The organism is Proteiniphilum sp. (assembly GCF_034927365.1).
In the GTDB taxonomy this organism is placed as follows: domain Bacteria; phylum Bacteroidota; class Bacteroidia; order Bacteroidales; family Dysgonomonadaceae; genus Proteiniphilum.
Window position 1 is genome coordinate 112,647 of record NZ_JAYFQD010000013.1, and the last position, 25,826, is coordinate 138,472.

The 25,826-nt window shown below is 43.7% G+C and carries 10 protein-coding genes; 1 reads left to right on the top strand and 9 read right to left on the bottom strand.

Annotated features, from left to right (window positions below):
* Genes VB073_RS09645 through VB073_RS09660 form a run of 4 tightly spaced genes read right to left on the bottom strand, consistent with a single transcriptional unit; the run spans position 1 to position 9,488 of the window.
* Positions 1-1,779: a RagB/SusD family nutrient uptake outer membrane protein gene (locus VB073_RS09645; RefSeq protein ID WP_323403954.1), complete on the bottom strand. Its 1,779-nt coding sequence runs from the start codon at positions 1,777-1,779 to the stop codon at positions 1-3.
* Positions 1,780-1,807: 28 nt separating this feature from the next.
* Positions 1,808-4,867 carry a TonB-dependent receptor gene (locus VB073_RS09650; protein ID WP_323403955.1) on the bottom strand — a complete coding sequence of 1,020 codons (3,060 nt, stop codon included), beginning with the start codon at positions 4,865-4,867 and terminating at the stop codon, positions 1,808-1,810.
* Positions 4,868-4,906: 39 nt separating this feature from the next.
* Complete coding sequence (locus tag VB073_RS09655) at positions 4,907-6,775, bottom strand: hypothetical protein (protein ID WP_323403956.1); 1,869 nt, start codon at positions 6,773-6,775, stop codon at positions 4,907-4,909.
* 16 nt (positions 6,776-6,791) lie between these two features.
* The gene (locus VB073_RS09660; protein ID WP_323403957.1) at positions 6,792-9,488 is read right to left on the bottom strand and encodes an alpha-L-rhamnosidase; all 2,697 of its coding nucleotides are present in this window, start codon (positions 9,486-9,488) and stop codon (positions 6,792-6,794) included.
* 336 nt (positions 9,489-9,824) lie between these two features.
* On the opposite strand from VB073_RS09660, the gene VB073_RS09665 reads away from it, so the two are divergent.
* Positions 9,825-13,787: a hybrid sensor histidine kinase/response regulator transcription factor gene (locus VB073_RS09665; protein ID WP_323403958.1), complete on the top strand. Its 3,963-nt coding sequence runs from the start codon at positions 9,825-9,827 to the stop codon at positions 13,785-13,787.
* On the opposite strand, the gene VB073_RS09670 is transcribed toward VB073_RS09665, so the two are convergent.
* The 5 genes from VB073_RS09670 to VB073_RS09690 all read right to left on the bottom strand — a co-directional run bounded on the left by VB073_RS09670 (position 13,779) and on the right by VB073_RS09690 (position 25,807).
* On the bottom strand, positions 13,779-16,457 hold the full coding sequence (locus VB073_RS09670) for a glycoside hydrolase family 78 protein (protein ID WP_323403959.1): 2,679 nt from the start codon (positions 16,455-16,457) through the stop codon (positions 13,779-13,781). The two genes, VB073_RS09665 and VB073_RS09670, sit on opposite strands and share 9 nt — an antisense overlap.
* Positions 16,458-16,553: 96 nt before the next feature.
* Positions 16,554-19,235 (bottom strand): family 78 glycoside hydrolase catalytic domain, encoded by a 2,682-nt coding sequence (locus VB073_RS09675; protein ID WP_323403960.1) that lies wholly within the window; start codon positions 19,233-19,235, stop codon positions 16,554-16,556.
* Between the two features lie 12 nt (positions 19,236-19,247).
* Positions 19,248-20,876 carry a DUF4038 domain-containing protein gene (locus tag VB073_RS09680; RefSeq protein ID WP_323403961.1) on the bottom strand — a complete coding sequence of 543 codons (1,629 nt, stop codon included), beginning with the start codon at positions 20,874-20,876 and terminating at the stop codon, positions 19,248-19,250.
* Between the two features lie 151 nt (positions 20,877-21,027).
* Complete coding sequence (locus VB073_RS09685; protein WP_323403962.1) at positions 21,028-22,551, bottom strand: DoxX family protein; 1,524 nt, start codon at positions 22,549-22,551, stop codon at positions 21,028-21,030.
* A 22-nt stretch (positions 22,552-22,573) separates the two neighbouring features.
* Positions 22,574-25,807, bottom strand: coding sequence for a glycosyl hydrolase (locus tag VB073_RS09690; protein ID WP_323403963.1), 3,234 nt, complete (start codon positions 25,805-25,807; stop codon positions 22,574-22,576).
* Positions 25,808-25,826: the final 19 nt, after the last annotated feature.

Here is a 25,826-nt window from a genome sequence, read left to right on the forward strand (position 1 = left end):
TTATTGCCAAGCTGTGGGCTGTGTTATTGAAGCTAATTTTTTTGCATCTTCCAGAGGAATAGGCATTACCAGATATTTATCGGTATAAGAGTTGTAATCCCTAATTTTCCTGCGTTCATAATGGAATTTTCCTTCATCGTCTTTGGTGATTCTCATTCCGGTGATAAAACGATTGGTTTCATTGAGAATTTTCCATCTGCGTTGGTCATGAAATCTCCACCCCTCAAGACAAAATTCCACCCGGCGTTCATTTCTTATCCGTCCCATAAGGAAGTCATAGCTTTTCTGAAATCCGGGAACATCTTCTATTTTAGGTTGTAAAGCGCGCTCTCTAATAACATTCAACATACTCATTGCTCCATCCAAGTCCCCCAATTCACAGAGTGCTTCAGCTCTGTTCAGGTAAAATTCAGCCAACCGGAAAAAGACCCAATGAGTAGGTTCATTACCGCTGCTGTTCCCAGGCCCCCAATATTTGATTTGTTTATCTTTACGACTGTAATATCCGGTACATGAACGCTGGGTCTCTTGCGAAATGATATTGTTGAAAGCGTTTCGGCCACCCACAAATGTTTCTACTATAAATGGTTCGGTACAATTATAGGGTACACCGTAATCGGCCATATTATAGAGGATGTTTACATAGAAACGCGCATCCCGGCTTGAATAAGGATCGCCCCCGGGAGCTTCGCTATATCCAAGTCCTGCGGCTGCGGGATTCACAGTGATCTTGGTACGCGTGGCATCGTTATAGGCTACAGGTAAAGCTCCATTGGTCATTTCGAAACAATCCACAAGCTCTTGTGTCGGCGATTCTCCACAATTCCATACATGGTTGATAGTGGCATAGGGATAAGTGCCAACGTCTATGCCGTTGGTATTGTTAATATGCGAGTTGTCAGACCAAGATCTCCAAATAATTTCCGATACCGTAGTGGAAAAAGCCCCGGTAAATAATTTTTTATAGTCATTCATCGCTACAAGGCTATACTCTGACATGTTTACCACATCTTTTGCGGCATCGGCGGCGCGTTGCCATTTACTCTTGTCTTTTTCGGGATTATTGAGTAAACTCGCATTATTGAGTAATACACGGGCACGGATGGCATAAGCAACGCCATTGTCCACGTGGCGGGCTTCACTGGGTGTTTGTCTGTTCGGTAGAATGCCAGATTTGATAACATCCATCAGTTCTTCGGATATTTTGGTGGCTATCTCGTCATAGATCGGCCGTTGTAGGTTATTCCATTCATTATAGTTAGCATCAAATGGTTCTTCTATCCAGGGCATCGGACCATAAAATTCCAGCAGGTTCATATAGAACCAGCAACGGAGTATGCGGGCTTCGGCTACCCAGGTGTCCCGTTCTTGTGCCGTGATAACGGTTGATAGGGGTAGATATTTTATAGCGTTGTTTGCAAAGCGGACACCTCTCCAAAAATCGGGCCATAGTTGTTCAGGGTTTGTATGCCAGCTCCATTTTATAACAGGGTTGCTAAGGGAAAGAGATCCGTTATGCCACTCATAAGCATCATAGGTGGCAGCCCAGAATGCGTTGTCTGTTAAACATTCTATCGGGTTATGGACAAATGAGATCTGATCTCTTGCCAGATATATCTGGCCATACGTTTCATCTATCAGTCCTTTGCTCCGTGAATAGTTGCTTAACACTTTGTCTATTGTGATTTGCCCGTCGGGTGTTTTATCCAACACACTTTCACATCCATAGTGGGAGATAAACCCTGCTATGATAATAAATATGATAGTTATTCTTTTCATTGTGTTTTATGTATAAAATAGGTGATCGTTAGAACGAGATATTTATTCCCATATTATAGGTTTTGAAAACAGGATATAACAGTTCGTTATTCTGCTCAGGATCTTGATATTTAACGGGATAATTATCAAAAGTCAGCAAATTTAATCCGTTCACATAAAAACGTATCAGTGACGCATTGATTACTTTGGATATTTTTGCCGGGAAAGTATATCCGACTTCAAGATTCTTCAGCCGGAGATAATTTCCATTTGTATACCAAAAATCGGCACGCACTTTACTGGCATTACTCCCAGGCTCCAGACGAGGATAGGATATCTTTTGCCCATTATCATACCGCTCCTGGCTCCATGCTTCTTTGTGCCATTCGTTGAAGTTATAGGTTTCCCATATTTTTTGTCCTGTGAGGTAATAGCTCCTTGCTGCAGCCCCTTGCCACATCATGCTAAAGTCGAAGTTCTTATATTGAAAATTAAACCCAAGCCCAAATGTCCACTCCGGTACTTCGGGATCACCAATGGGTACCATATCTTTTTCATCAATTATGCCATCTCCATTTTTGTCCTTATATTTTAAATCGCCCAGTTTGGGTGTGGCTCCTACTCCTGACTGGTCATACCAGTCCAGGATATCCTGTTCTGTATTGAAGAACCCTGCCGTTTCATACCCGAAATTTTGCCCCAGTCTAAATCCGGTACTCCGTAGGCGATAAGCATAATCTTCAGGAAGAAATACCTCGCTTAAATAAATTACCTTGTTTCTGTTAAATGCGCTGTTCGCCCTGATATCCAGTCGTATGTCCCTGTTAATCGATTTCTGATAAGTTCCCGTTAACTCAAACCCCTTGTTCTCTATGATGCCGGCATTCACCTTAGGTATAATTCCCGAGACATTCACTCCGCCTGTGCCAAACATACCGGTTGGTATTAATCCCGTTGCCGGAATTAAAATATTATTACGCTTTTCATAAAAAACATCGACGTCGAAATCAAAATTATTCAAAAATCGTGTTTCAAGACCGATATTATATTTATTGGCCTTTTCCCAGGCAAGTTTATTATTCCCGATTTGTGACTCATGGCTGCCCTCCCAAAGGGTTAAGAACGCAAAACGGGATCCGTTCATATTATCATTACCAACCTGCCCATATGAAGCACGAAGTTTTAAAAAAGTAAGCCAATCGCTGCTGTTTTCCATGAATTCTTCTTCAGACAGTACCCATCCTAATGAGAAAGAGGGGAAAAAGCCCATTTTATGTCCCGGGGCGAATTGTTCCGATCCGTTGTACCCGAAGTTGATTTCTCCGAGATAACGGTTGTCGTAGCCATAGGTAGCACGACCTACCAACCCTATATAGTTATATGGCAGTTCAATATTTACTACACGTTGGTAACGATTGAAGAGTAACATGCCGGTGACATTGTGTTTACCCAGTGTTCTTGCATAGTTTAATGATGCGTCAATATTAAACAAGTTGTTAGAATTTTGGTATTGGGCGTCGGAAAGGGTACTATTGGGGTTTGTTCCTGTTGGTTGGTATTTAACAGATTCGGGATTATCCGGATCTTTGATTGCCTCATATAGTTGAAAAGTGCGCTCTCTTACCTGTTGGTTACTTGAAAAAGCGTCGTAAGAGGCAATTACTTTAACAGATAGTCCTTTGGTGATAAAATCCAGCTTTTGTTCTACTCCCAATGTTGCTGTAACCTGAGTGGTTTGGGTATTCCGAAAGCCTGTTCTGTTCAGCATTCCATAAGGAACATTATTGATATTGCCTCCTTTTAGGCTATTTGTCAATACCTCTCCATCAGGCGTAATATCATTGTGATAGTTGTTGGGCGTTTGCAATAGAGAGCCGATTACAATTGAATAGCCATTCACATCGTTTAAATATCCGGCGTTATGAGGGACTACCACAGGGTCATTCTTTTTTTGCATATAACCGCTTACGTTAAGAAACATGGCAAGATTATCATTTAGATCGATATCAAAATTCGACCTGAAATTTACCCTATTGGCTTTAGATTGGGGATCATAATCATATTCCTTAAATTTTTCGGTTTTGAATATACCTTCCTGATGAAGGTAACCAACGGTGGTAAAATAGCGCATCTTTTCAGAACCTCCATTTACATTTACATTCACCCGCTGCATAGGGGAATAATCCCTGATGAACTCATTGACAAAATTGCGTACAGGATATAATTCCGGGCTGTCTCCCAAACGATAGTGCTCCAAGGCATACTCGTCATAGATTGGCTGCCGATTATTTTGTGTTTCTACTTGGTTCCTCAGCAATGCATAATCATAAGCAGAAACCATTTTGGGTAAACGGGTAGGGGTTTGCCATGATTGTTCGGTAGTGATATCAATCACCGGTTTACTGGTTGCTTTCCCTCGGCGTGTAGTAACAATGATAACTCCATTCGCCCCACGGACACCGTATACCGCAGTGGCGGAGGCATCTTTCAACACGGTAATTGTCTCTACTTCACGAGGATCGAGCGCCTGAAAATCTCTCTCCACTCCGTCCACTAATGTCAAAGGTGCCTGACCATTGACTGTACTTCGTCCTCTGATATAAAAATCCATTGCTTCACCTCCTGGAACCCCTGAGCGTTGCAATACGGTCAGGCCCGGCAAACGTCCGGCTAATGCAATACCTAGGTTTGATGCCGGTGTTTGCCTTAAGCCAACAGCAGAAATGGTGGATAAGGCAGCCACAACACTCTCTTTTTTCTGTTGTCCATATCCTACAACGACCATTTCTTCTAATTCCGTTGTGGCTTCATTCAGTACCACATCAATTGATTGCCTCTGCCCCACGGAGATTTCCTGTGTCTGGTAACCGATAAAAGAGAACACCAAAATAGCATTTCCTGAAGGTACAACTATATTGTACTTTCCGTCAATATCCGTTACTGTACCTTGTCCTGTCCCCTTGATCTGAATCGTTACCCCGGGCAGCGGATCATTCAGCCTATCGGTTACAATACCCGATACGGAAAGTTGCTGGTTCTGCTCTGCAAGGAGGACATAACTGCACAGTACACTAAACAGTGTAAAAAATAGTAATAATTTCGTTCTCATGATTTTAATAATTAAAAAACTTTACTGATCTTCATTACGTTAGTTCAATTGATACATATAGCTCAACCGCCCCATTGGCATTACACTCCCTGATTGGTAGTAATTCATGATGTCCGCAGGGGTTGTTACCCCCATTGCCGCTTTAAAATAAAACTTGGAATTCTCTGTCAGGCCTATCATTTTTCGGGGTATGGATAATATTATCACATTATTGTTTATCAGTAATTTGGCTTTACCTGTGCTAGAAGAGTTAAATCCATTCCCGAACTTTTCAATAGAGGCCTCACCGGATCCAATTTCTTTTCCAATGATATAGTCATAGCATTCCCATCCCTTTAAGGATGTATCCCCAGTGCCGATTAAAATATTCATCCAGTTCTCTTTATTCTGGGGACTGGTGAATTTTTCCTTCCCTTTTAAATAAAGATATAGGTTGTTCGCATCGTGGGCAACCCTTATCTCTTCCAGTTTATCAACCGGTGCAACTTGTGTGTAACGTACTGTCTGTGAGCATCCATAGTTGTCGCGGGCAATATTCTTTTCATCTATATTGCGGACAATATATTGCACATCGTTCCATTGCGATAAACTCCCGTTGATATTGATTGTGTTGGGGTTATTCCGTTCATCCGTTTTCTGTATGATCCCTTTATAACGGCGAATATTACTGATGAGTTGCAAGTAAAAAGCATCCTGATATCCACCGGCCATCGGTTCTATATCCCGGGAATATTCTTTGTCTACAGCATCGCACAACATATACTCTCCGTTATAGGGTTGTTTGTATGCGATCCATTCATTCCAACCGCCCACAGAGACCATGGGAGGATCTATGGCAATGGCATGATCCCATTGTGCCTGGAAGAAGGTACCTTTATCCACATCGGCGGCGATATTCTGGCGGGTTAACGGATCCCATCCGCGACCCCAGTTGATCCAGTTCTCATGGGTTAATGAAAAGGACATCGGTACTGCCGGATGGCTTGCTACACTTACATTCATCACCTGTGATTGTGTATGTAAGGGTTGCGGGAATGTCCATTCTATCCACGGGAACCCATCCTGATAAATAGGATCGAATGGCCATTGCGGTTTCAGGAAATGAAAGAAATCAAGAATTTCGGGAGATAAAGTGCCGGGATTGTAATTTTCATCATTCCTGGACTTGGCCTCTCTCAGGTCGTCTTCAACATTAGTATATGCAATAATCAGCGGTTTTCCGTCTATCCTATACCAGGTATCAGGATAACGATTGGGTTGATACAACTCCTTGTACAAATTCCGAACGGTTTGAAATGAATGGGAATGTGTATAGAATACAACTTTGGGTGGATTCCATCCATCTTTCAACATTTCATCAATCACTGCGCACACTTTCATGAATATGTTGGCATAGATGAGGGAGTTTGTGGTATCGAAGAATATGAAATTGATCCCGGCTATCGTGAGCATTTGCATTTGTTTCCTTATCACCCATTCATCCTCTGAGTTATAATATCCCCATATAGGCTCACCCCAATAATGCGCCTGACCATCCGGACTGATATTGGGATCATGATGATTGAAATCGGTGAGAATTTTCAACCCGTTTGGTAAAGCCAGTATTTTGGTGGCGTCATATATGCCGGTTGCATAGGGTTGCCCAATCCAGGGCCAGTAGAAGATACCTACTTGCCTGTTTTTCTTGTATCCTGAAATTTCACTGAAACTGCGCCCGAAATGATCCACTCCCACAATATTAAAACTGTTGTATTTACTTTTGGGAGCGGGTTCAACAGACTCGTTATTTTGATTGTGACCGTTATCCGTATTGGATTCTCCGGGTTTTTCCGGGATGAGTGGATGTGCAGAAGTACATTGCATCAAACTAAAAAACAATATAATGAATAAGTAAAGGTGATGTTTCATACGATAATTGATTACATTAAATCCTGCTTTTAAATTGATAATTTCCCGATCCGACCTTAAGGATCACATAATCCTTTGTCTCTTCCAGCACAGAAATCTCTTTCACTGTGGATATTTTCCTATCTCCTTCAGTAATACCCCGCACGCTTTTTGCCGGTACATGCACTATTGCGGTCGTATTTTCTGGAATCCCAATTTCCATCGTCAGGTTATTTCCTTGTCTGCGCCATGCACTCTTTATTTTGCCTTTTACTGTGTTTAATTCACCTTCTGCGGATTGCAGGTCTCCCATGATGTATGGCTTGATGGAGAATTGTTCAAACCCCGGATGATTGAAATCAGGTATTATACCCAGGATATACTTATAAAACCATGAACCTACCGAGCCCATCATAGGATGATTATGGGAATTCATGGCGTCCCCGGTGAGATATTCCCACCTTTCCCATAATGTGGTGGCACCATTTGCCAGCATAAATCCCCAACTCGGATAAGTGGTTTGTGTGGCTATTTTGTAGGCTACATCGGGATGGCCATGTTCAGTCAATGCCTCTAACAGGTATTTTGTGCATAGGTTGCCGGTGGTAAGATGATAGTCGTGTTTCTTTACATCCTCTACCAGATTTTTTATTACCCGAGGGACTTTCGTTTCATCCGGCAGGCCAAGATATAGAGCGAACGAGTTACAAGCTTGGTTATTAGAGGCGTATCCGCCCGTTTGCTCGTTCCAGTATTCGCGATTAATAGCTAAGTAGATCTCCTCTGCAAGCGCTTTGTACCGGACTACCTCTGCTTCCCGGCCAATCACCTTGGCCATATCGGATAAAAGATTCGCACAATAATAGAGATATCCAGTCGAGATGAACTGCCCCGGCGTATCCCTCGAAACGCCTGATCCGTTCGGATCCATCAGGAAATCCCTTGGTGGACACCAATCTCCATAATAACTGTAATCCACAATATCATTATTTGTGCGTGAGTTTAAATAATCGACCCATGCTTTCATCCCGTCAAAATGCTCTTCTATAACTCGCTTGTTGCCGTAAAATTCATAGGTCTTCTGTGCCAGCAGCAGATAACTGGCAGATACCGGATCGGCAGGCCTCATCCCGAATCTAAAGGGCGCGACACATGTTATAGTTCCGTGCGCATCCTGTGTGTCGCTGACATCTTGAAGGTATTTAGGGTAAAAGCGGGAGTGGTCGAAATTGTAAATGGCTTGTTCTATTCTTACCGTAAGGTCGTTAAGCCATCCCATCCGTTCGTCACGTTGAGGACAGTCGGTTGGAACACTGTGTAGGTTGCTGGCTTCCGTATTGACTACCATCTGATGGATGTCATTCAATAGTGGGTTGCTGCTTTTGAATTTTCCGGATTGTTTCAAATCGGAACGGACGACCTTTATTTTGATATCATCTTCAAGTGGTTTGGAGGGTAGTCCTTCTACCTGCACGTATCTGAATCCATGATAGGTATATGCCGGTTCCCAGGTCTCTATACCCTTCCCATTTAGGATGTAAGTGTCTATGGCTTTCGCATTTCGAAGATTTTCCTGGTTCACAAAACCGTTTTCGTGGAGGGTTTCGGCAAACCGGAGCGAAATTTTGGTGCCGGCGTCTCCTTTTACCCTCAAAGATGCCCATCCGGCAAGATTCCGGCCTGCGTCAAACACATATATACCCGGTGCTAGTTCTTTCAATAGAGTTGGAGTGATCTCTTCGACAATTCTTATGGGTTCAACTCTCTGGGAGACCATCTTTCCGGAAGGGTCATCCGTATTATGCGCCCAGGCCCATTCTTCGTTCATCAATCCCGGAGGTACGCCCGGCTCATATATTTGGGGATTTTCAAGACGGGCATCGTAATGCTCTCCGTCAAAAATGGTCGAATATTTTATCGGGCCGGTCGTCACTGAGCGGAATCTGTCGGATGTGAGGATTTCCATGGTGTCGTCCTGGTAAGTTATCTCCACCTGTATGCGTAACCTGGGTGAACCTAACCATCCTTGGGCAACAGGTATAACAAAACTGTTAGGAGCCTGCAACAGATAGTCTGCTATGTCGTAAGTGACATAATAAACCCTTGTACTATAACTGCTTTGAGCAGGATCCAATACATTGTTTCCTACTTTTTTACGATTGATATAGAGTTCATAAGAGCCAAGTCCCGAAATATATGCGCGGGCCTGTTTGATGTTCTCCCGGGGTACAAAGGTTCCTTTGAAGTATTGTACTCTGCCCGGCATTCCCGGCACATAACCGATCCAGCCAGACAGCCACTCCTCCTGGCTCAAGAGTCCCGTCTCGAAAAAGGCGGGTTCCGACCAGTCCGATGCTATCCCTCCATTTTGCCAGGCCTTTACTTTCCAATAATAACGTTGACTGCTTTTCAGTTTCCAGTTGTCGTGGTAAATTCCCGTGGACTTCGATGAGTTTATCTTCCCACTATCCCAAATGTCTCCGTTACCGGCATTAAGCTTCTCAAGAGAAGAAGAAATAATAATGTGATAAGCTGTTTGTGTAAGTCCTCTTTGACCTGACTCCAAGCGCCAACTTAATTGAGGAAGGAAATCGATACCAATGGGGTTTTTTTCATAATCGGATTTTAAATCAATTACTTTTAATTGTTGAATTTGTTCTTTCGCATATAAATGGGGGATACTAAACAGTACCAATAACAGGTGCGCAATAAAATGACAATTTTTTCTTCTCATGCTTTTCTTTTCAAAGGAGTATTAATGACTATTTTTACTATCGAAACAAAGGTAATGATGAAATGCCCTGATACTATTGTAATAATTGTTCGCTTTTTTGTACATTCAGGTTTATTTTTCTAAACTCTTGTGATTTTTTCATTTTTTTATTGTACAAATTATCCAGTATGAATATTAGTTCGTATTTTACCGTCTAAAATCTTCAGCACATTCTATTTTTATGAGGAAATTCAAATCGAAACGAAGAATATGTATCTTAAGGAAATATTTTTAATAATAACAGTAATTTTATGCTCCTCCTTCATTAAAAAACCTCAAAAACCAAATGATGGTCGAGTGGTTCAGTCAATGGAGGAGCCCTACCTTTCAGCCGACATCTCTTTCCTTGATGTGAATTCTTTTGCCCAGGATTCGTTAGGAAACATGTGGATGGCTACTTTAGGAGGATTGAACAGGTATAATGGTTACGAGTTTGAACATTTTTTACATAACTCATCGGATAGCACATCTCTCTGGCACGATTTTGTATTCTCCTTGTTAATAGACTCGTCGCAAAATTTCTGGGTGGGGACGGCCAATGGAGTAAGTAGTTTTGATGTGAGGACAAATCGTTTTAGGCATTATCCGGGCATCATCACACCGGTATATTCTTTCTTTGAGGATCATCAGGGGCAAATCTGGGTTGCCACACCTTCAGGTCCCGGTATAATCGATAAAGAAAAAACAAACGTATATTTTCCATTTGAGTCCCGGTTTGTAAATTTGTTTTGGGAAGACAGTTCGCACCGATTGTGGATGGGATTGAATGATGAGCAGGGATTGGCCGTTCGAAAAGATTCATTGACCTGGGAGTACTACACGCTGCCGGAAAAGAAGAGTGTGACTTGTATCTATTCTGACCCCCAAGGTACATGGTGGTTGGGCACCAATGCAGGGATCATTCTTTTTGATCCCTTGTCCCACACCTTTAAGGAACCTGAGATCTCCACCCCCGAGAATGAGAAGTTGAACAGGACCCAAATCAATTTTATCAAAGAGATTGAACCGCTGACGTTATTAATAGGCACTACTACGGAGGGTTTTTTCTATTATGATATTATATCGAAGGAGTTAAAGCATAACACCCCGGCCCGTTTTAATCCTTTCTATTCTTCTCAGTTGCATACCTGCTATATCAACAGGCAAGAAAACGTGTGGATTGGGACGTACGATAAGGGTTTCGTGATAGGTAACAAACAGTCGGATTGTTTTAATGTCGATCAGGTACTAAGTGATAAGTTTGCAGGAAAGTTCGTTACGCGCGTTCTGGAAGATGAAAAGGGCTATTTTTGGATTGCAACCCGTTATGATGGACTTTACAGGTACTCTCCTTCAGGAGAGTTCAATAAATTTGAAAACCTTGATATCTACCCGGATAAAAAAGAATTTCTGGAAGTGCTTTTTGTTGATTCACGGCAAAATATATGGATTGCCTTTGAAACTCAACTATTAGTGGCAAACGTGACTAATGATGGGCAAATGCGTATCAGGAATCGCTTTCATATGGAAAATGTAAGAACGATCAAAGAAGACCGCAAAAATAATATATGGTTGGGCACTTGGGATGGGTTATTCAGAATAAGCATTGAAGATGGCAAAGTGAGGAGCGATAAGATTCATTCCTCCACTATTTCTGATATCTGCATCCTTGATTCGGGAGACATCCTTTTCTCTTCATTTGGGCAAGGTGTTTTCGAGATCAAGAAGCATAGCTCGGAGACCCGGTTACTCGAATTTCCCAGTGAATGTATCCCCATAACCAGCACAAGTATCACCCTGTTTGAAGATAAGTGGCATCATATCTGGATAGGCAGTTATGGAAATGGCGCCATTTATTGCAATGGGGGTGAATACCAGATATTTTCCAAAGAGAACGGGCTGCCGAGCAATAACGTACTTTGTTTTCTGGAAGATTTGAACGGAGATATTTGGATGAGCACCTCCCATGGTATTTCTAAGTTGAAGTACTCCTCGAACAACACTAATGCTGTGATCACCAATTTCTTTAAGAGCGATGGTACTTTGGGAGATCAATATCATGAAAAGGCGGGATGCAGGAGCGCTGATGGGCGGTTGTTTTTCGCGGGAAATCATGGACTCACTTTCTTTAATCCCTCCACGATTGTCCCCAACGACCATTCCCCCATTATCAATATAGAAGATCTAAAGATATTCCACCAAAGTGTCAGGCCTGCACCGCGGGGTTCTGTTTTAAAAGAAAACGTCGCCTATACCAAAGAAATTGTCCTCAACCATACACAAACGACCATCTCTTTGGATTATGCGGGCATAGATTTCTCCGCACCTCATAAACTTACCTATAAATACAAACTGGAAGGGTTCGACAAACAATGGAATTATGTGGGTGATTTTCGCAGGGCAACTTACTCCAATCTTCCTCCGGGAAAATATATCTTTTATGTCAGCGCAATCAATGGAGATGGTATTGAAAGCACTCAACCCGCAAAATTGCAGATCAAAGTAAAACCTGCGCCCTGGTTTTCATGGCAGGCCTGGCTCTGTTATTTTATTTTGTTGCTGGGGTTGGTATTTTATGCGTTACGGTTCTGGTTCAATACGAAGATAAACCGTCAATTGGTTGAGATGGAGCATAATGAAAGAATGCGCGAGAAAGAAGTGTCTAAAATGAAAATTAATTTTTTTACCAATATCTCACATGAACTCCGTACTCCATTGACATTGATTTCCGCTCCTTTGGAAAAGCTTTATTCAACCGTAAATTTCGATGAAGTCAATTTGAAATTATTGGATACTGTTTACCGAAATGTGCAACGTATGTTGCATCTGGTGAATCAATTAATGGACTTCGTGAAAATGGAAAACGGCGTGCTATCGTTGCATGTTCAACAGACCGATATCATCCAGATACTGCGACATATCTACGAATCATTTTTTTATCTAGCGGGAAGAAAAAATATCAAGTTACTATTCGATTCTCATATAAACGAGCAACAGTTATGGATTGATACGGATAAAATAGAGAAAATAATGTATAATTTACTTTCCAATGCCATAAAACATACACCTGAAAATGGTACGGTTGAAGTCTTTACCCGTTTGTTGACCAGCGAGGAGAGTATGCCAAAGTATACCAATCACCTGCAATCTGGCTGCAATTTGTTCATGGAGATTATTGTTTCCGATACGGGACCCGGTGTCCCGGAAGATAAACTTCAGGAGCTTTTTATCCGTTATCGCCAGATCAATGGTTCCTCGGGGCTCAATCCGGATTATAGTGGAAGCGGTATCGGTTTGCACTATACCAAAACGCTTGTTGAAACCCATAAAGGAGAAATAAGTGCCCGGATAAAGCCGGAAAGGGGAATGGAATTTTCTTTTATTATCCCGGTAGATGATATCTATACAGAAAATGATAAGGGAGAAGTGAAAAAAGATATCTTCACGATAGACTCTCCTTCAACACAACCGATCTTGAAAAACAAACCGGAGGGACTGGATCCGAAAAAACGTTATTCGGTTTTGATCGCGGAAGATAATGTAGAGTTAATGGATTTTATCTCTGATTTGCTTTCTCGGGAATATAAAGTGGTAAAAGCTTATACTGGAGATAAAGCCCTGGGGCTGCTACAGGAAGAATCCCCTGATCTGATATTAAGTGATGTCCTGATGCCGGGTATTTCCGGGTATGAATTATGTGCACAGATCAAAAAAAGTCCGGAACTGTGTCATATCCCGGTGGTACTGCTCACCGCCAAAACATCTATGCCGGATCAGATAGTGGGGCTTGAATCGGGCGCCAATGCCTATATCTGCAAGCCATTCAATGCCGATTATCTTTTACTCATCATCCATAATCTGTTAGAAAACAAAGAGGTCTTACGAAGGTATTTTTCCATCCCTCAAAAGAGTATCAATGAACCCATGCCCGTGACTTTAAACCGGTATGATCAACAGTTTATGGATAAATTAACCAATTTACTCGAAACGACATTATCAGATCCTGATTTGAATATCGACTATCTGGCCCGGGAATTAGGATTTAGCCGGACTGTTTTTTATCGGAAAATAAAAGGACTTACGGATCTTTCCCCCAATGATTTTTTGAAAAATTATCGATTGAAATGTGCTGCCGAAAAGATAATAAATGATTCAACTTCTTTAATTGAAATTTCGGAACAAACCGGATTTCGATCCTATTCCTATTTTTCAAAATCGTTCAAGAAACATTTTGGGGTGACACCGAGCGATTACAGCGATCGAAGTACTAATTCATGGTAGTGTTGTCGTAAACGAATGATTCCCGCCGCCCACAGTTGTATATCTCTCTTTAGATGGAAGATACACTTTGGCTGTACAATTATGGGGAATATCCAGATCCATTTTGAATTGGTTGCCTTCGATCTTCCAATTCACCGAGATAGTACCGTACAATGTGTCGTAGGAAGCATCCACGAATTTCAGGTCACCCACCGGTTGGGGAGCAATCACAATCTTTTGGAAACCGCTGTTATCTTCTGTCGTTATTCCTGCCAGCGACTTATAGAGCCATTCTTCGATCTGGCCCATCATGAAATGGTTCCATGACGCACCATCCCTTGGATCCCATAATTCGGTGAGCGTGGTGGTGCCGAATTGCAGTTGGAAACCATATCCCGGTACTTCCCTGTGATTATGCATCTTGTACATGATCCCGTTCAATCCGTTATCGGCCAATGCCTGGAACAGGTACCTGTTGCCGGTATCCCCTGTGGAAAGACGATATCCTTTTTGCTCTATATCTTTTACCAGGTTATCGATTACGGCTTGCTTGTGTTGATCTTCCACAATACCTGCAAATAACGGCATGGCGTTTGATGCCTGGCTTCCAGTTCCGTACTGGCAGGCCTCCTTATTGAAAAATTCCCTGTTAAACGCATCCTTTACCCGGTTTTTTAGTTTTGAATAGAAAGCATGATCGGCGGTATTATTTGTTATCTCGGCAGCCTGTGCCAGATAGTCGACCACCATATAATAGTGGGTGGAAGCGGACAAGGGTACTGGCGTGTTCTTGGAGACACCATAAGGTTCATCTTTACGGTAATCGCACCAGTCTCCCAATCCGTGCGAGACAATATGGTTGTTGGCAGTGGTGGAAAGATAATCGACATATTTTTTCATTACGTCGTAGTATTCTACGATCAGTGATGGATCTCCGTAGAACCGGTAATACATGAAGGGAAGGATCACGGCCGCACTTCCCCATTCGGGTGAATCACGGAAACCTCCGGCAAATACCACATATTCCGGTGCGATGTCGGGCACAAGGCCGTTGGGAAGCTGTGCATCACGCATATCCCGCATGATTTTCGGGATGAATGTTGTCAGGTCGAAATTATAGAATAACCCCGGTCCGTTGAGATGCACCTGTTCCAGCCATCCCAGTTTTTCACGATGGGGACAGTCGGTAAAGACCGCATGCATGTTACTTTTAACGGCATTCACGATGATGCGGTGTGCGTCATTGAAAATCTCGTTGGAGCAGTGGAATCGTCCTGTCTGAACGCTTGAATTATATACGAAATGCGATTCCACCTCTTCAGGTTTTACACCATCTGCCTGGATATATTTATAACCGTAATAGGAAAAACGCGGTTGCCATACCTCTTCCTTTTCTCCCTTCAGAATGTATTCATAATAGTAGGGAGATCCCGACTGCGACTGGTTTACAGAACCATCTTCATGAATATTTTCGCCTACCGTCAACCGGACCTTGTCTCCCGCCTTTCCTGATAGTTTGATCATCGGAAATCCCGAAAGGTTTTGCCCCATATCAAAGACATAGGCATCGCCTACTTTTTTTACGGCTTTAGGCTTGTATGTTTCCATTACTTTCACCGAAGCGGTTGTTTGCGGCGTGAGTTGGCCGTTGGGGGCACTTTGCACCACTACCGGGTGCCAACCGGAATCATCAAATCCATACCTGTCCCATCCATTTTGTTCCAATCTGGCATCATAGTCCTCTCCACCATACATGTCATTGAAGATGATGGGGCTTAATGAATATTTCCAGTTTTCGTCCGAAGCAATTTCCTGTTTAGTGCCGTCGGTATAGGTTATGTATAGCTTGAAAAAGAGGGTAGGAGGGCCAAAACTCACCTGCATTTTTACATACCTGCCCCCCTGCTGATTGAAAAATCCGTTTCCCAGTAGTACTCCGATGGCATTGTTGCGTTGAAGGGCACCGGTTATATCATAGGCATTGTAATAGATGGTCCTGTCATAATCGCTCCACATCGGATCAAATTGTGAATCTCCCAGTCTTTCACCATTCAATGTCAGTTCATAATGGCCTAACCCGCTGATATAGATAATGGCATCCTTAACTTTTTTATCGATAGAAAAATCTTTTCTCAGGTAAATACTCTTTTTCGAGAGAGGGTGGCTGTTTCTCCATCTTTCTGCCGCCTCCGACGAGGGAGACAAGGCGTGGTAAGACCTTCCCTCGGGTATATTGGCATCTTTCCTGTCGATTGCACCGATCCATTTGGCTGTTAATTCCTTATTCGATAGGGCTATCCGAAATCGGTTCATCTCGCTCCATCCCGAAGTGTTGTTGTCGGAATCCCACACCTTGACCCGCCACCGGTATTCTTTTCCCGGTTCCAATCTTTGCGGTCCATTGTATTGTACCTGTTGGTTTTGGTTGGATTGCACTTTTCCTGAATCCCATATTTTCTGCTCTTTCCGGTTGACACGGGTATAAATCTCGATGGTGTATGCCGACTGATTTACCCCCTGTTTATCGGATTGCAGTTGCCATCCGAAGCGGGGCTTGTCGGAAGCCAACAACGGTTCTTGTCGGTATTCACAAGAGGCCTTTACAACCTTGAGATTACGGGATTTATTTCCATATACATTCAGCGTGCAGATCAGAAATAATGACAAAATAAACGGATAGACTATTTTCATCTTTTTTTGGCGGATAAAATCAATCTACAAAATAAAAAATTAAATCTGTTCTTTAAATCGTTAGAAATGACATATGTACTAAGAGATTTGATATCTCTATAAAGAGTACTCTACAAAATATTTTCCGCTGCTCAAAAGAAGAGGATCGTTTGAAACTGCAATAGCCTCGTTGTCTACTTGGATAGCTGTCGTCCCTTTGGGAGGGATAAGTCTTGCGATTGAACCGACAGGAACCTCTACTTCCATCGTCATTTTTTTATCATGGAGTTCCCAATGAACCGCTATTTTTCCGAAGGATGTCATCTGGCTCGTTTTGGCCCAGGTAACCCCTTCCGGAATTTGCGGATCGACCAGAAATTCGCTGTATGACTCTTTTCCCGAAATCGCGCGGATACCCCCGATGGCTTGGTAAAACCATTGTCCTACGCCGTTATAGCAGTTATGAATCCGGCTTCTTTCCCCGTTCCAATGCTCCCATGTGGCGGTAGCGCCCTGTTCCAGCATATATAAATAACCGGGGTAGCTTCTTTTTTTCAGCATGGAGTATATGAAATCGGCCTGATGAGCTTTTGCGGCCCATTCCATCATGACCGGTATTCCGACAAGGCCGGTATTGAGATGGCCTCCAAATTCGTTGGCTGTACGTTCTATTAGTTTGTCTGTAACCCTTTCCCTCAATTCGTCGGGTGTGGCTCCGGCAAGCATCGGGAAAATCATGTCGATTTGGGAGCCGGTGGCATAGATGCCTTCTTCCTCATAAAAGAAAGTATCGTGTATGGTTCTGTTTAGCTGATTCCTCCTTTCGGCATAATAATCTGCTTCTTCCGGTTTTCCAAGTGCTAAGGCTATGTTTTGCATCTGATCGAAACAGACAGAGATATAGCAATTGCTGACCAGATCTACCGATCGTTCATCGATATGGTTGGGATTGCCAACCCCTTCCGGAGTGGCCCAATCTCCCAGGTACCAGTTCCTGTACTCTGTGTTCGGCCATTTTTTTAATAACCCGTCCACACTGTATTGATCGACATATCCGAGCCATTGCTGCATCACGGGATAATATTTTTCCAGTATACGCCGATCTCCATAATGCTGGTATATATTCCATGAAGCTGATATAATGAATCCGCACCAGTAGGGTCCTCCTCCTGCGGAGAACGGGTTGGGAGCGGTATGAGGCATACTTCCGTCTTCGCGTATCACATCTCCCCAGGCCTGGAGCCAGTTGCTGTAGAGCGGAGCGAGGTTAAACATCGTTTGCGCCGTAACAGTGGATGCATTCCCATCGCCTCCGTAACCTAACCTTTCCAGGTGGGAGCAATCTACCAGATATCCGCCAATACCCAGGCATCGAAGGGTATAAGTAACCATATCGTGTATACGGTTCATATCTTCATCTGAACATTCAAATGACGATGCGATTTCAAAATCGGTATGGATCAAATGGGCTTTTATATCTGTTAACCGAGGCACCTGCCTCAGGTTGGAGATCTTTACATACTGGAATGACCGGTAATTGAACTTATTGATAAATGATTCGGTACCACTTCCTGATGCGATATATTTGTCTACTTGATTCTGATTAGGTAGATCTCCGTTTGTATTCAGATGATCGGCGTACACCATGGTGATTTGCTGTCCCTCCTCAAGGGCAGGGAAGGTGATGTCGAACCATCCGGTGATCCCCTTACCCATATCTACCAACAAGATAGAATCGTTGAGCATCTCTATTCTGGCCGGATGTATCGTCTCCCTGATACTGTTTGGCTCGACGGCCTGAGGAGTTGCCTGGTGCGCTGGAATTTCAGCGATCACGACACTTTCCCAACTTAATTCGTCCGGTTTTTTTAAAACCTTGTCTCGGGTTTCCCGATTGCCGGTAACCGACTCTCCGCCGTAACCCCAATGTTGGTTGTTGAAAGAGGCATATTCACTCTCTCTACCTTTCCACGAACTGTCGGTATATAACACAGTCTCTTTAGTTCCCTGATAAAGATGTTCCATCTGTGCCCTTACCACAGGTCCATTTCCTACAACTCCCGGTAACCCTTCGGTGTACCAGCCGCTTCCCAACCAGATAATCAGATCGTTCTTATCACCCTTCAGGAAAGGAGTCACATCGTATGTGACAATTTGTGAGCGTTTATTAAACTGGGATACTGCCGGCGACAACACATTATCACTCACTTTTTTACCGTTCACATATATTTCGTGATATCCAAGTGAATTGACATGTAAGAGGTATGTTCCTTTTTTACCCGCACTGCCGGGAGAAAATCTCTTTCTCAACTGTGGAGAGCTATGAAAACGCTTTTCAGATGGATATCCGATATAGGAAGCAGCCCAGTCTTTACCATCCAGTAGTCCGATCCCGGCACGGGCTGATTTGCTCCATGATGATTCTTTCCCGTTCTCGTCCCAGACACGCACTTTCCAAAATAGTAGCTGTCCCGCACTAAGCGGTTTACCTGCGTACTCTATCAGGATATTTAATGAGGAGTTTATTTTTTCCGAATTCCATAGATTGGCTTCATTTTCATTCAGTTTTTTGATATCGTCCGCTACCAGGATCTGATATGCTGTTTGTGTTGCTCCCTGTCGGCCGGAACTGTTTTTCCAACTGAACCGGGGTTGGAGCGTATTCACGCCCAGAGGTTCTTCAAGATTTTCACATGTCAGGTCAGACACGGAGAATTTGTCCGCTGGGGTACATCCTTGGGAGAGGATCAGGATGATAGTTAGCATTGCTAATTGAAAATAATTGGCTTTTGATATCATGATGATGAATTTTTAATAAAGATTTATTTTTTTCTTGCGAAGAATAAATATAGCATCCGAGTCGAATGGAGTATGGGCTTCAAGACCATTGTTTTGTCCGATTATATCAGCTTTCATAAAAGTGTTGCCGGCTGTGTCGAACCACTGGGCTGTATAGTTCCTGGCATCAATGTTGCGAAGTTTGATTTTGTCCTTTACCGGCACATATACCAATATCATATTCCGGTCGCCGGTTGCGAGTACCGATTGCCATCGGGGAAGAGACTTCAGCCCCGGCTGTTCACTTAATAACTCATTGGCAGGAGCCAGTTTCCACCATTCAATCCCTCTGAAGAAACCGGAGAGATACCCTATCTGCATACTTCCTTCATGAAAAAGAGCGTCATACCATGTAATAGGAGAGGGATCTTTTTTCCCGTGGTTTATCGGTGTGTCTCCTATACGCAGCCAAGGCCAGATGGTATGTGAACCGTATGATACACCGGCGACAGGGGTTGAGAAAATGCTCCAGTAAGCACTGTTACGCACTTCTTTTGCATTATGCCCATTCTCGTATACCGGTTCAGTATCTATTACCGGACGAGGAATCAGTTTCTTCCATTCGCTGACTACCGGTCCCTGAGTTTTCCAACGTATGGCGTTATCACTATTGGTATGTCCTGTCTGATAGGAGATCATATCAAGCCATGATTCTTCATTGAAATCGCTTCCATACCACGAAAATCCATGGGGATGAAGGGTAGTGATGTTGCGGTGATAATTCTTTTCGAAAACAGCCCGGCCGATGTTCTTCCATCTCTCTTCATTTTCATCGGTGAATTTACCGTCGCCTCCGAGCGTCCAGATCACATGGTTTCCATCATAACGGGCCAATATATATTCAGCCAGTTTGATTGCCGACTCTTCCGGAAGCAAAGAACCGGGATTCAAATCCCCATAAGCCCAAAGCATCACCGGGGCTGCTACTAATCCGTAATCATTGATACGGTCAATCCGATCATCCAGCCGTTTAAAGAAAGAGGGATTGATGATGATCTTGTCTACTCCCGAAAAAGCCTTTTCATTTTCTGCATTGTAAGGACCTCCACGCCATTGCGTGGTAATAAGTTGAATAACAGAATAACCAGTTGTTTGTCGGTTGGAAAGGTATTTTTCCCATTCATCTACTGTAGAAATAAGTCCCCCGTTCCAGGCCGTACAACCTATATAAAGGAATGGTTTATCATCGTTATATGTCAAATGATAGGTTCCGGGTAGATGCTTTAAAGGGCCTCTTCGGTGTATGTCGGTTTTACTGCGATTGCGGACACATGTAAAATTGCCTTCTATCCCGTTAAGCTGGTTGTTCATTTGATCGGAACAAACAGTCCTGTACTTCCATCTCCCGGTTTCATCCGGCATAAAACGGATCTTCCATGTTGTTCCTCCGTCCCAAAATCCTCTGACAATCATTTTTTTTCCGGAAGGAGATATGAATTCTGCGCCGAAGAAGTCAACATCGTATAGCGGATTGTCATATGATTGCCGACTTTCGAAAACAAACTCTTTCTTATGCCATTTTTCTATCTTTGAATTGTTCCCGGAAAGGAACAACGGATATATCAGCGTATACAGAATAATAAATATCAATTTTTTATCCATAATCAACAACTTGGTTTACCAGATCGCCCACATGTAGTGCTGTAGCCGTTTTCAAAGAATCGGTCTTAGCCGTGTCCATTCTATGTGGGAAAAAAAGATACCTCTTTTTCTGGTTACTGACTCCTGCGTATCGGGGAAGAGGGGTATCCGGTTATCCATACCACTCCCGTCTCCTTTTTTTCAGATTCTTCAATGTATCGATGCAAATATTGACATCGTTTACTACCTGAAAGTCGAACATACCCACACAAATGAAATCAGCACCGTTTTCAAATGCCCAGTTGAATCCATCTTCGGGAGTGATAGCTCCTGCGGCAAGCACCTTAAATCCCATCACCGGCACCTTTACCCGGTTCACGAACTCTACCGTCTTGTCGGGAAAAGGGCAGAAACAGTTATCGTGGAACATATTGTGATCATTGCTACGTGCACCGTCCACTTCAAAAGGCTTCCTGTTTTCACGGGGATGGGCCGACCAGTAATTGTCGTGATGCATTGTTTTCATGTAATAATCGGGGATAATCCCGTTCTCCTCGCAGGTAATGAACGAATCGATAGTATGTGCACCCAATCCTGCCACGTATCCTTCACTTCTTATCTTGTTCAGTAACTTATCAATAAGATCCAATTTATGGTCGCGCACAAACCAATCGCACTGGTTTCCCTGCATCTGTATCACATCCATACCGTTATCGATGGCGGCTTTTACATTTTCGAAAATATCATTGCTCTTTTCCTGTACTGCCACCTGTACAATTACCTTCATCCTGCTTCCGGTGAGTTTCCTGTATTTCACCATCGTCGCCATGGTCGGAAACCCTATATTGATGGTATCGATACCGGCTTGTTCACAAAGCATCAGGGTTTCGAATATTTTCTTTTCCGTATTGTAAGCCTTAAACAGAGACTCCGCGTAAATCAGGTCGCGTGCATGCGCCCATCCCCCGATAAGGTTACCACCCATGATCAGACGGCTCATCTCGATGTTACACAGTTTTCCTTTGGGCAATTCCCCTTTGAGCTCGTTTAATGCTACTCGGTTAACCTGTATGGTTGCTCCGGATGAGGCATCGATTTCATACGTTTGATGGCTGCCGTAAGCTCCCCAGCCGAGTAATCCGAGTGCCGGCAGTGTAACAAGTTCTTTTAATGCTTCCCGGCGTGATTGTCCACCGGGGGGAGGTCCCGCATGTTTTCCCTCTTTCGGTTCCGGGTTATCCGGAGCCGTTTTTTTTCTCTTGAAGATAACTTCCAGGTTATCGATCCCATATCCTCTTTCTTTATAGAAAAAGAGAAAAACAAGTATCACCGTTTCAACAAACAATGGGTTTACCACATAAGTAGTTCCGTCACCTCCCAATAAAGCAATTCCGAATGGAGGATAGGCGAAATAATACAACAGGAGTAACAATGCACCACTGATGGAAGCCCATCTGCTGAATAATCCTATGAATAGCGCTAATCCAATCAGGATCAATCCCCAAATATTGAGAAAGTCAACAATTTCCATCCTGCCGGGTGTTGCTGCCAGCCAATGATAAAATCCGGAGAGGAATCCGTGGGTATTATTCAGGAAAGAGGCTGCAGACCAATTCTCTGAAAATAATTTGATGGCTCCTTCGTATAAGAGGTGCCAGCCGATAGCCATGCGAAGGATTGTTACAATAATTTTCATCGGCGGTATCCTTTACCTGATATTAATTCGTTTTCGTGATAATGGTTACAGGTCCTAATAACCCGTACTCCTTTAAAGTCGATCCTGCTCCCGGACCATTGATTGTCCAGGTTTTTCTATCCTGTTCCGGTAAACCGGCATCGTAGGCAAGCCGGTTGAACCATGTGCTTGTCACGGCAATTTCCAGCTTGTTCTCACCGGGTAGAAGATAGTCGGAGATGTCCATGGTGTAAGGATAGGTCCATTTGGTAGCTACTTCAGCCCCGTTCAGTTTCACTTTAGCAATCACCTCCACTCGTCCCAGGTCAAGGATATCACGCACTTTCGATGTTGTATCCTCTATGTGGAAAGTCGTATGATAGACCACTGTGCCGGAAAAGGATCTCCCTTCCTCGTTCAGTGACGGGATATTTTTCCATGCCATCAGTTGATCTATTTTTATGGGCGATTCTTCTATTCCCCATCCGGCAGGGAAGGTTACTTCCCAATCATTTTTAATTTCTGTTTTTTGGATCACCGGAAGATATCCCTGTGGTGGCACACTGTTTTTCTGGAAGACGACAAAACAGGAGGTGCTGGCCGGAAGATACATTTCTATATGGGTATATCCCTCTTCATCTTGCGTGGAAATTACACTTCTGGTTTCACCTGTAAGCGGGTCCCATATCTCGGCAGCTCCAGTGCTGCGGAATGAAACAGTACCTTCATAGTTTTTTCCTTCAGGTGTGGATAGAAAATAAAAGTCGGACTCCTCTGTTTTCCGGTGTAGCCAACGTACATCGGAGAATTTCAGATTGGTATCAGGTTGAATTTTTTCGGAAAACAGGGCGTATTCGACTTCACCGGAATAGACTTTTCCTTTCCCCACATTACGTATGCTTTGGATGCCATCTCCCCAGAGATTTTCGACTGCCTTTTGAAAACGGGCTTCTTCCGCTTTACCTCCACTCAATGTGGCGATGCCTGTAGGTGGTACACCTACAATGGTGACTCCCTGTTCTGCAAAGGAGTGTATTTTCTCCAATGTTTCAGGCATCATTCTCTTACAATCATACAGCCATAGGACACGATATGCAATTCCTTCGGGCGTAACCAGTTGTCCGTTCTTGACTGACAGGCGGTTCAGCAATACATCAGGGTTACAATAATCGTAGGCATATCCTTGCGGGAAGTCAAGCGACTGCTGCGGTTTGTGATTCTGTTCGTCACCCAGATACATCAATACGTCCGATACCGGATTACCGCTTTCGAGCATATAATTACACCTTGCCAGATAATCGGTAAAGTGAGGCATGTGTTGCCACCAGGTCTGCAAACGGAGGAAAGGTGTCCCTATTCCCGAACCGAAAGATGTGCTGGGTGGTAAAAAATCGGTACGGGGGTTGTGCGTGTAGGTATGGAATACCAGATGAGTGACGCCTTGTGCCAAATGCTCATCTGCTATATCTTTCAGGAAGCGGGGATGTTCATCCCACGACAGGTTGAATGAGGTAAAAGCTTCGGCGGCCGTTCTCCTCTTTCCATATATACGGCTTGCCGACACACTGGGTTTCACCGGCTTGAATTCGAAGCTCCCTACATACGATTCTTGGCGGGGATGCCAGAATTCACACATCGGTACGTCGGCATATTTGTAATATTCCAGAATATCTCCGGGGAAAATATCTCCTGAAGCAGTCTCGAATGAGAGTTTCAATCCGTTTTTTTTGGAAATGGTGCTCATCTCGCCGAAGAAATTCTTTACCAGTAGATCGTTTAAGGTAACCCTCCAGTCGCGTAAGAAGCGGGCTGTCGTTTCGGGATCATCGACTACATACCCGAAAAGCGCAGGAAACATGGAGAGCAGGGGATAATTCCATTGTTCTCCGAATATATTATCCAGATTTGCGGTCCATGTCTGTGTCTTACATTCCCAGCTATCAATCAATATACCATTTAATAATCCTTTTTTCAGGCTTTTGTTGTCGTTCATCAATCGCCCGATATAGCCTTCAAAATTGGCTCTTGCGCCGGAGATATCAAGTTTGTTGGATTCCCATCCTGTAGCTTCGGCTGGCGCTGGTCCGTTCTTCATCCCCGTGTTTACATGGCCTATTCTCAGAATGGTCCAATTACCTTCGGGAGCCTCCCAGGTTAATCTCCCTTCCGGGTCCATTTTCTCTGTTATATTCACTATGCTAGAAGGGTCGACCCATGCTGAAGGAGATTGTTGCGGATAATTCTCCCTTACGATTCTTCTTAGGGTCCAGGCCGCTTCCGATTCCCAATTCTGCTGACGTGCTGCGGAATATAAGTTGATAAACGATATATCCATATCATGCAGGTTGGAGATTGCTATGCGATAGGATCGGGCAGTTGTTTCCTTACATGCGATAGAAAAAGGTTGATCATCCTGCCAACTGCCGGGCGGCATATCCAGCCGTGCAATTTGCTCCATTTCTCCACCGTTTTGGGCATAAACGGTGATTGTAATGTCCGGCGAATAACACCATCCATGTGAAAACGAATTCACCGACGGAAATTCTACTGTGCGGAGAGTTGTTTCTTCCCTAAACTCCACATCGATGGTTGTCGGCTCTGACAGTGAAGGTGATAATCTCACTCTTTTGCGTTCCAAAAGGCACTCTTTCCATGCCAGCTCGGGACGGTTGCTCTGTATGGAGGTAGGAAGTAAGCGTGTACCCGTATCACCCTCCGGGGTAGGAAATGCAATTACAAAAAGATCTTTATAATTTCGCCACTCTTCATCACTGGGTTGGGGTTTTTCCAGTTGCAGGTTCATTGTTTCCCCTCCTTTGATGTCAGTTCTGGAACGAACCAGATGACGCATGGAGTTTTCCGGCTCGATCCACGGCCCTCCGGCATATGACCACCCGGGACAATTCTGCATGGTGAATGTAAGACCTAACCGCTTACATTCTTCAGCCGTCCAGACGATAAGTTCATCCCATGATTCACTGAGTGCTTTGATTTGCGGGGATACTCCCGGCCATTCTCCTCCGAATTGCCCATGGAATAGCTGAATACCGGAGATACGGGCGGCGGCAATAGCTTCCAGGTCGGCTGTTATTCCTTCTTTCGACACGTTACCTCCGATAAAATGGAACCAGGTCTCGGGGTAATGACTTTTATCCGGATTTTTAAATTTTACCTTGTCTAACGGAGCAGAGCTCTCTTTCAAAGGAGGCAGGAATGAACAGCCAACAAGAAGAATGGAGCTGATCACGATTAATACTGTTCTTGAGGTAGCTTTCATTTTGATTTTCCTTCCAAAA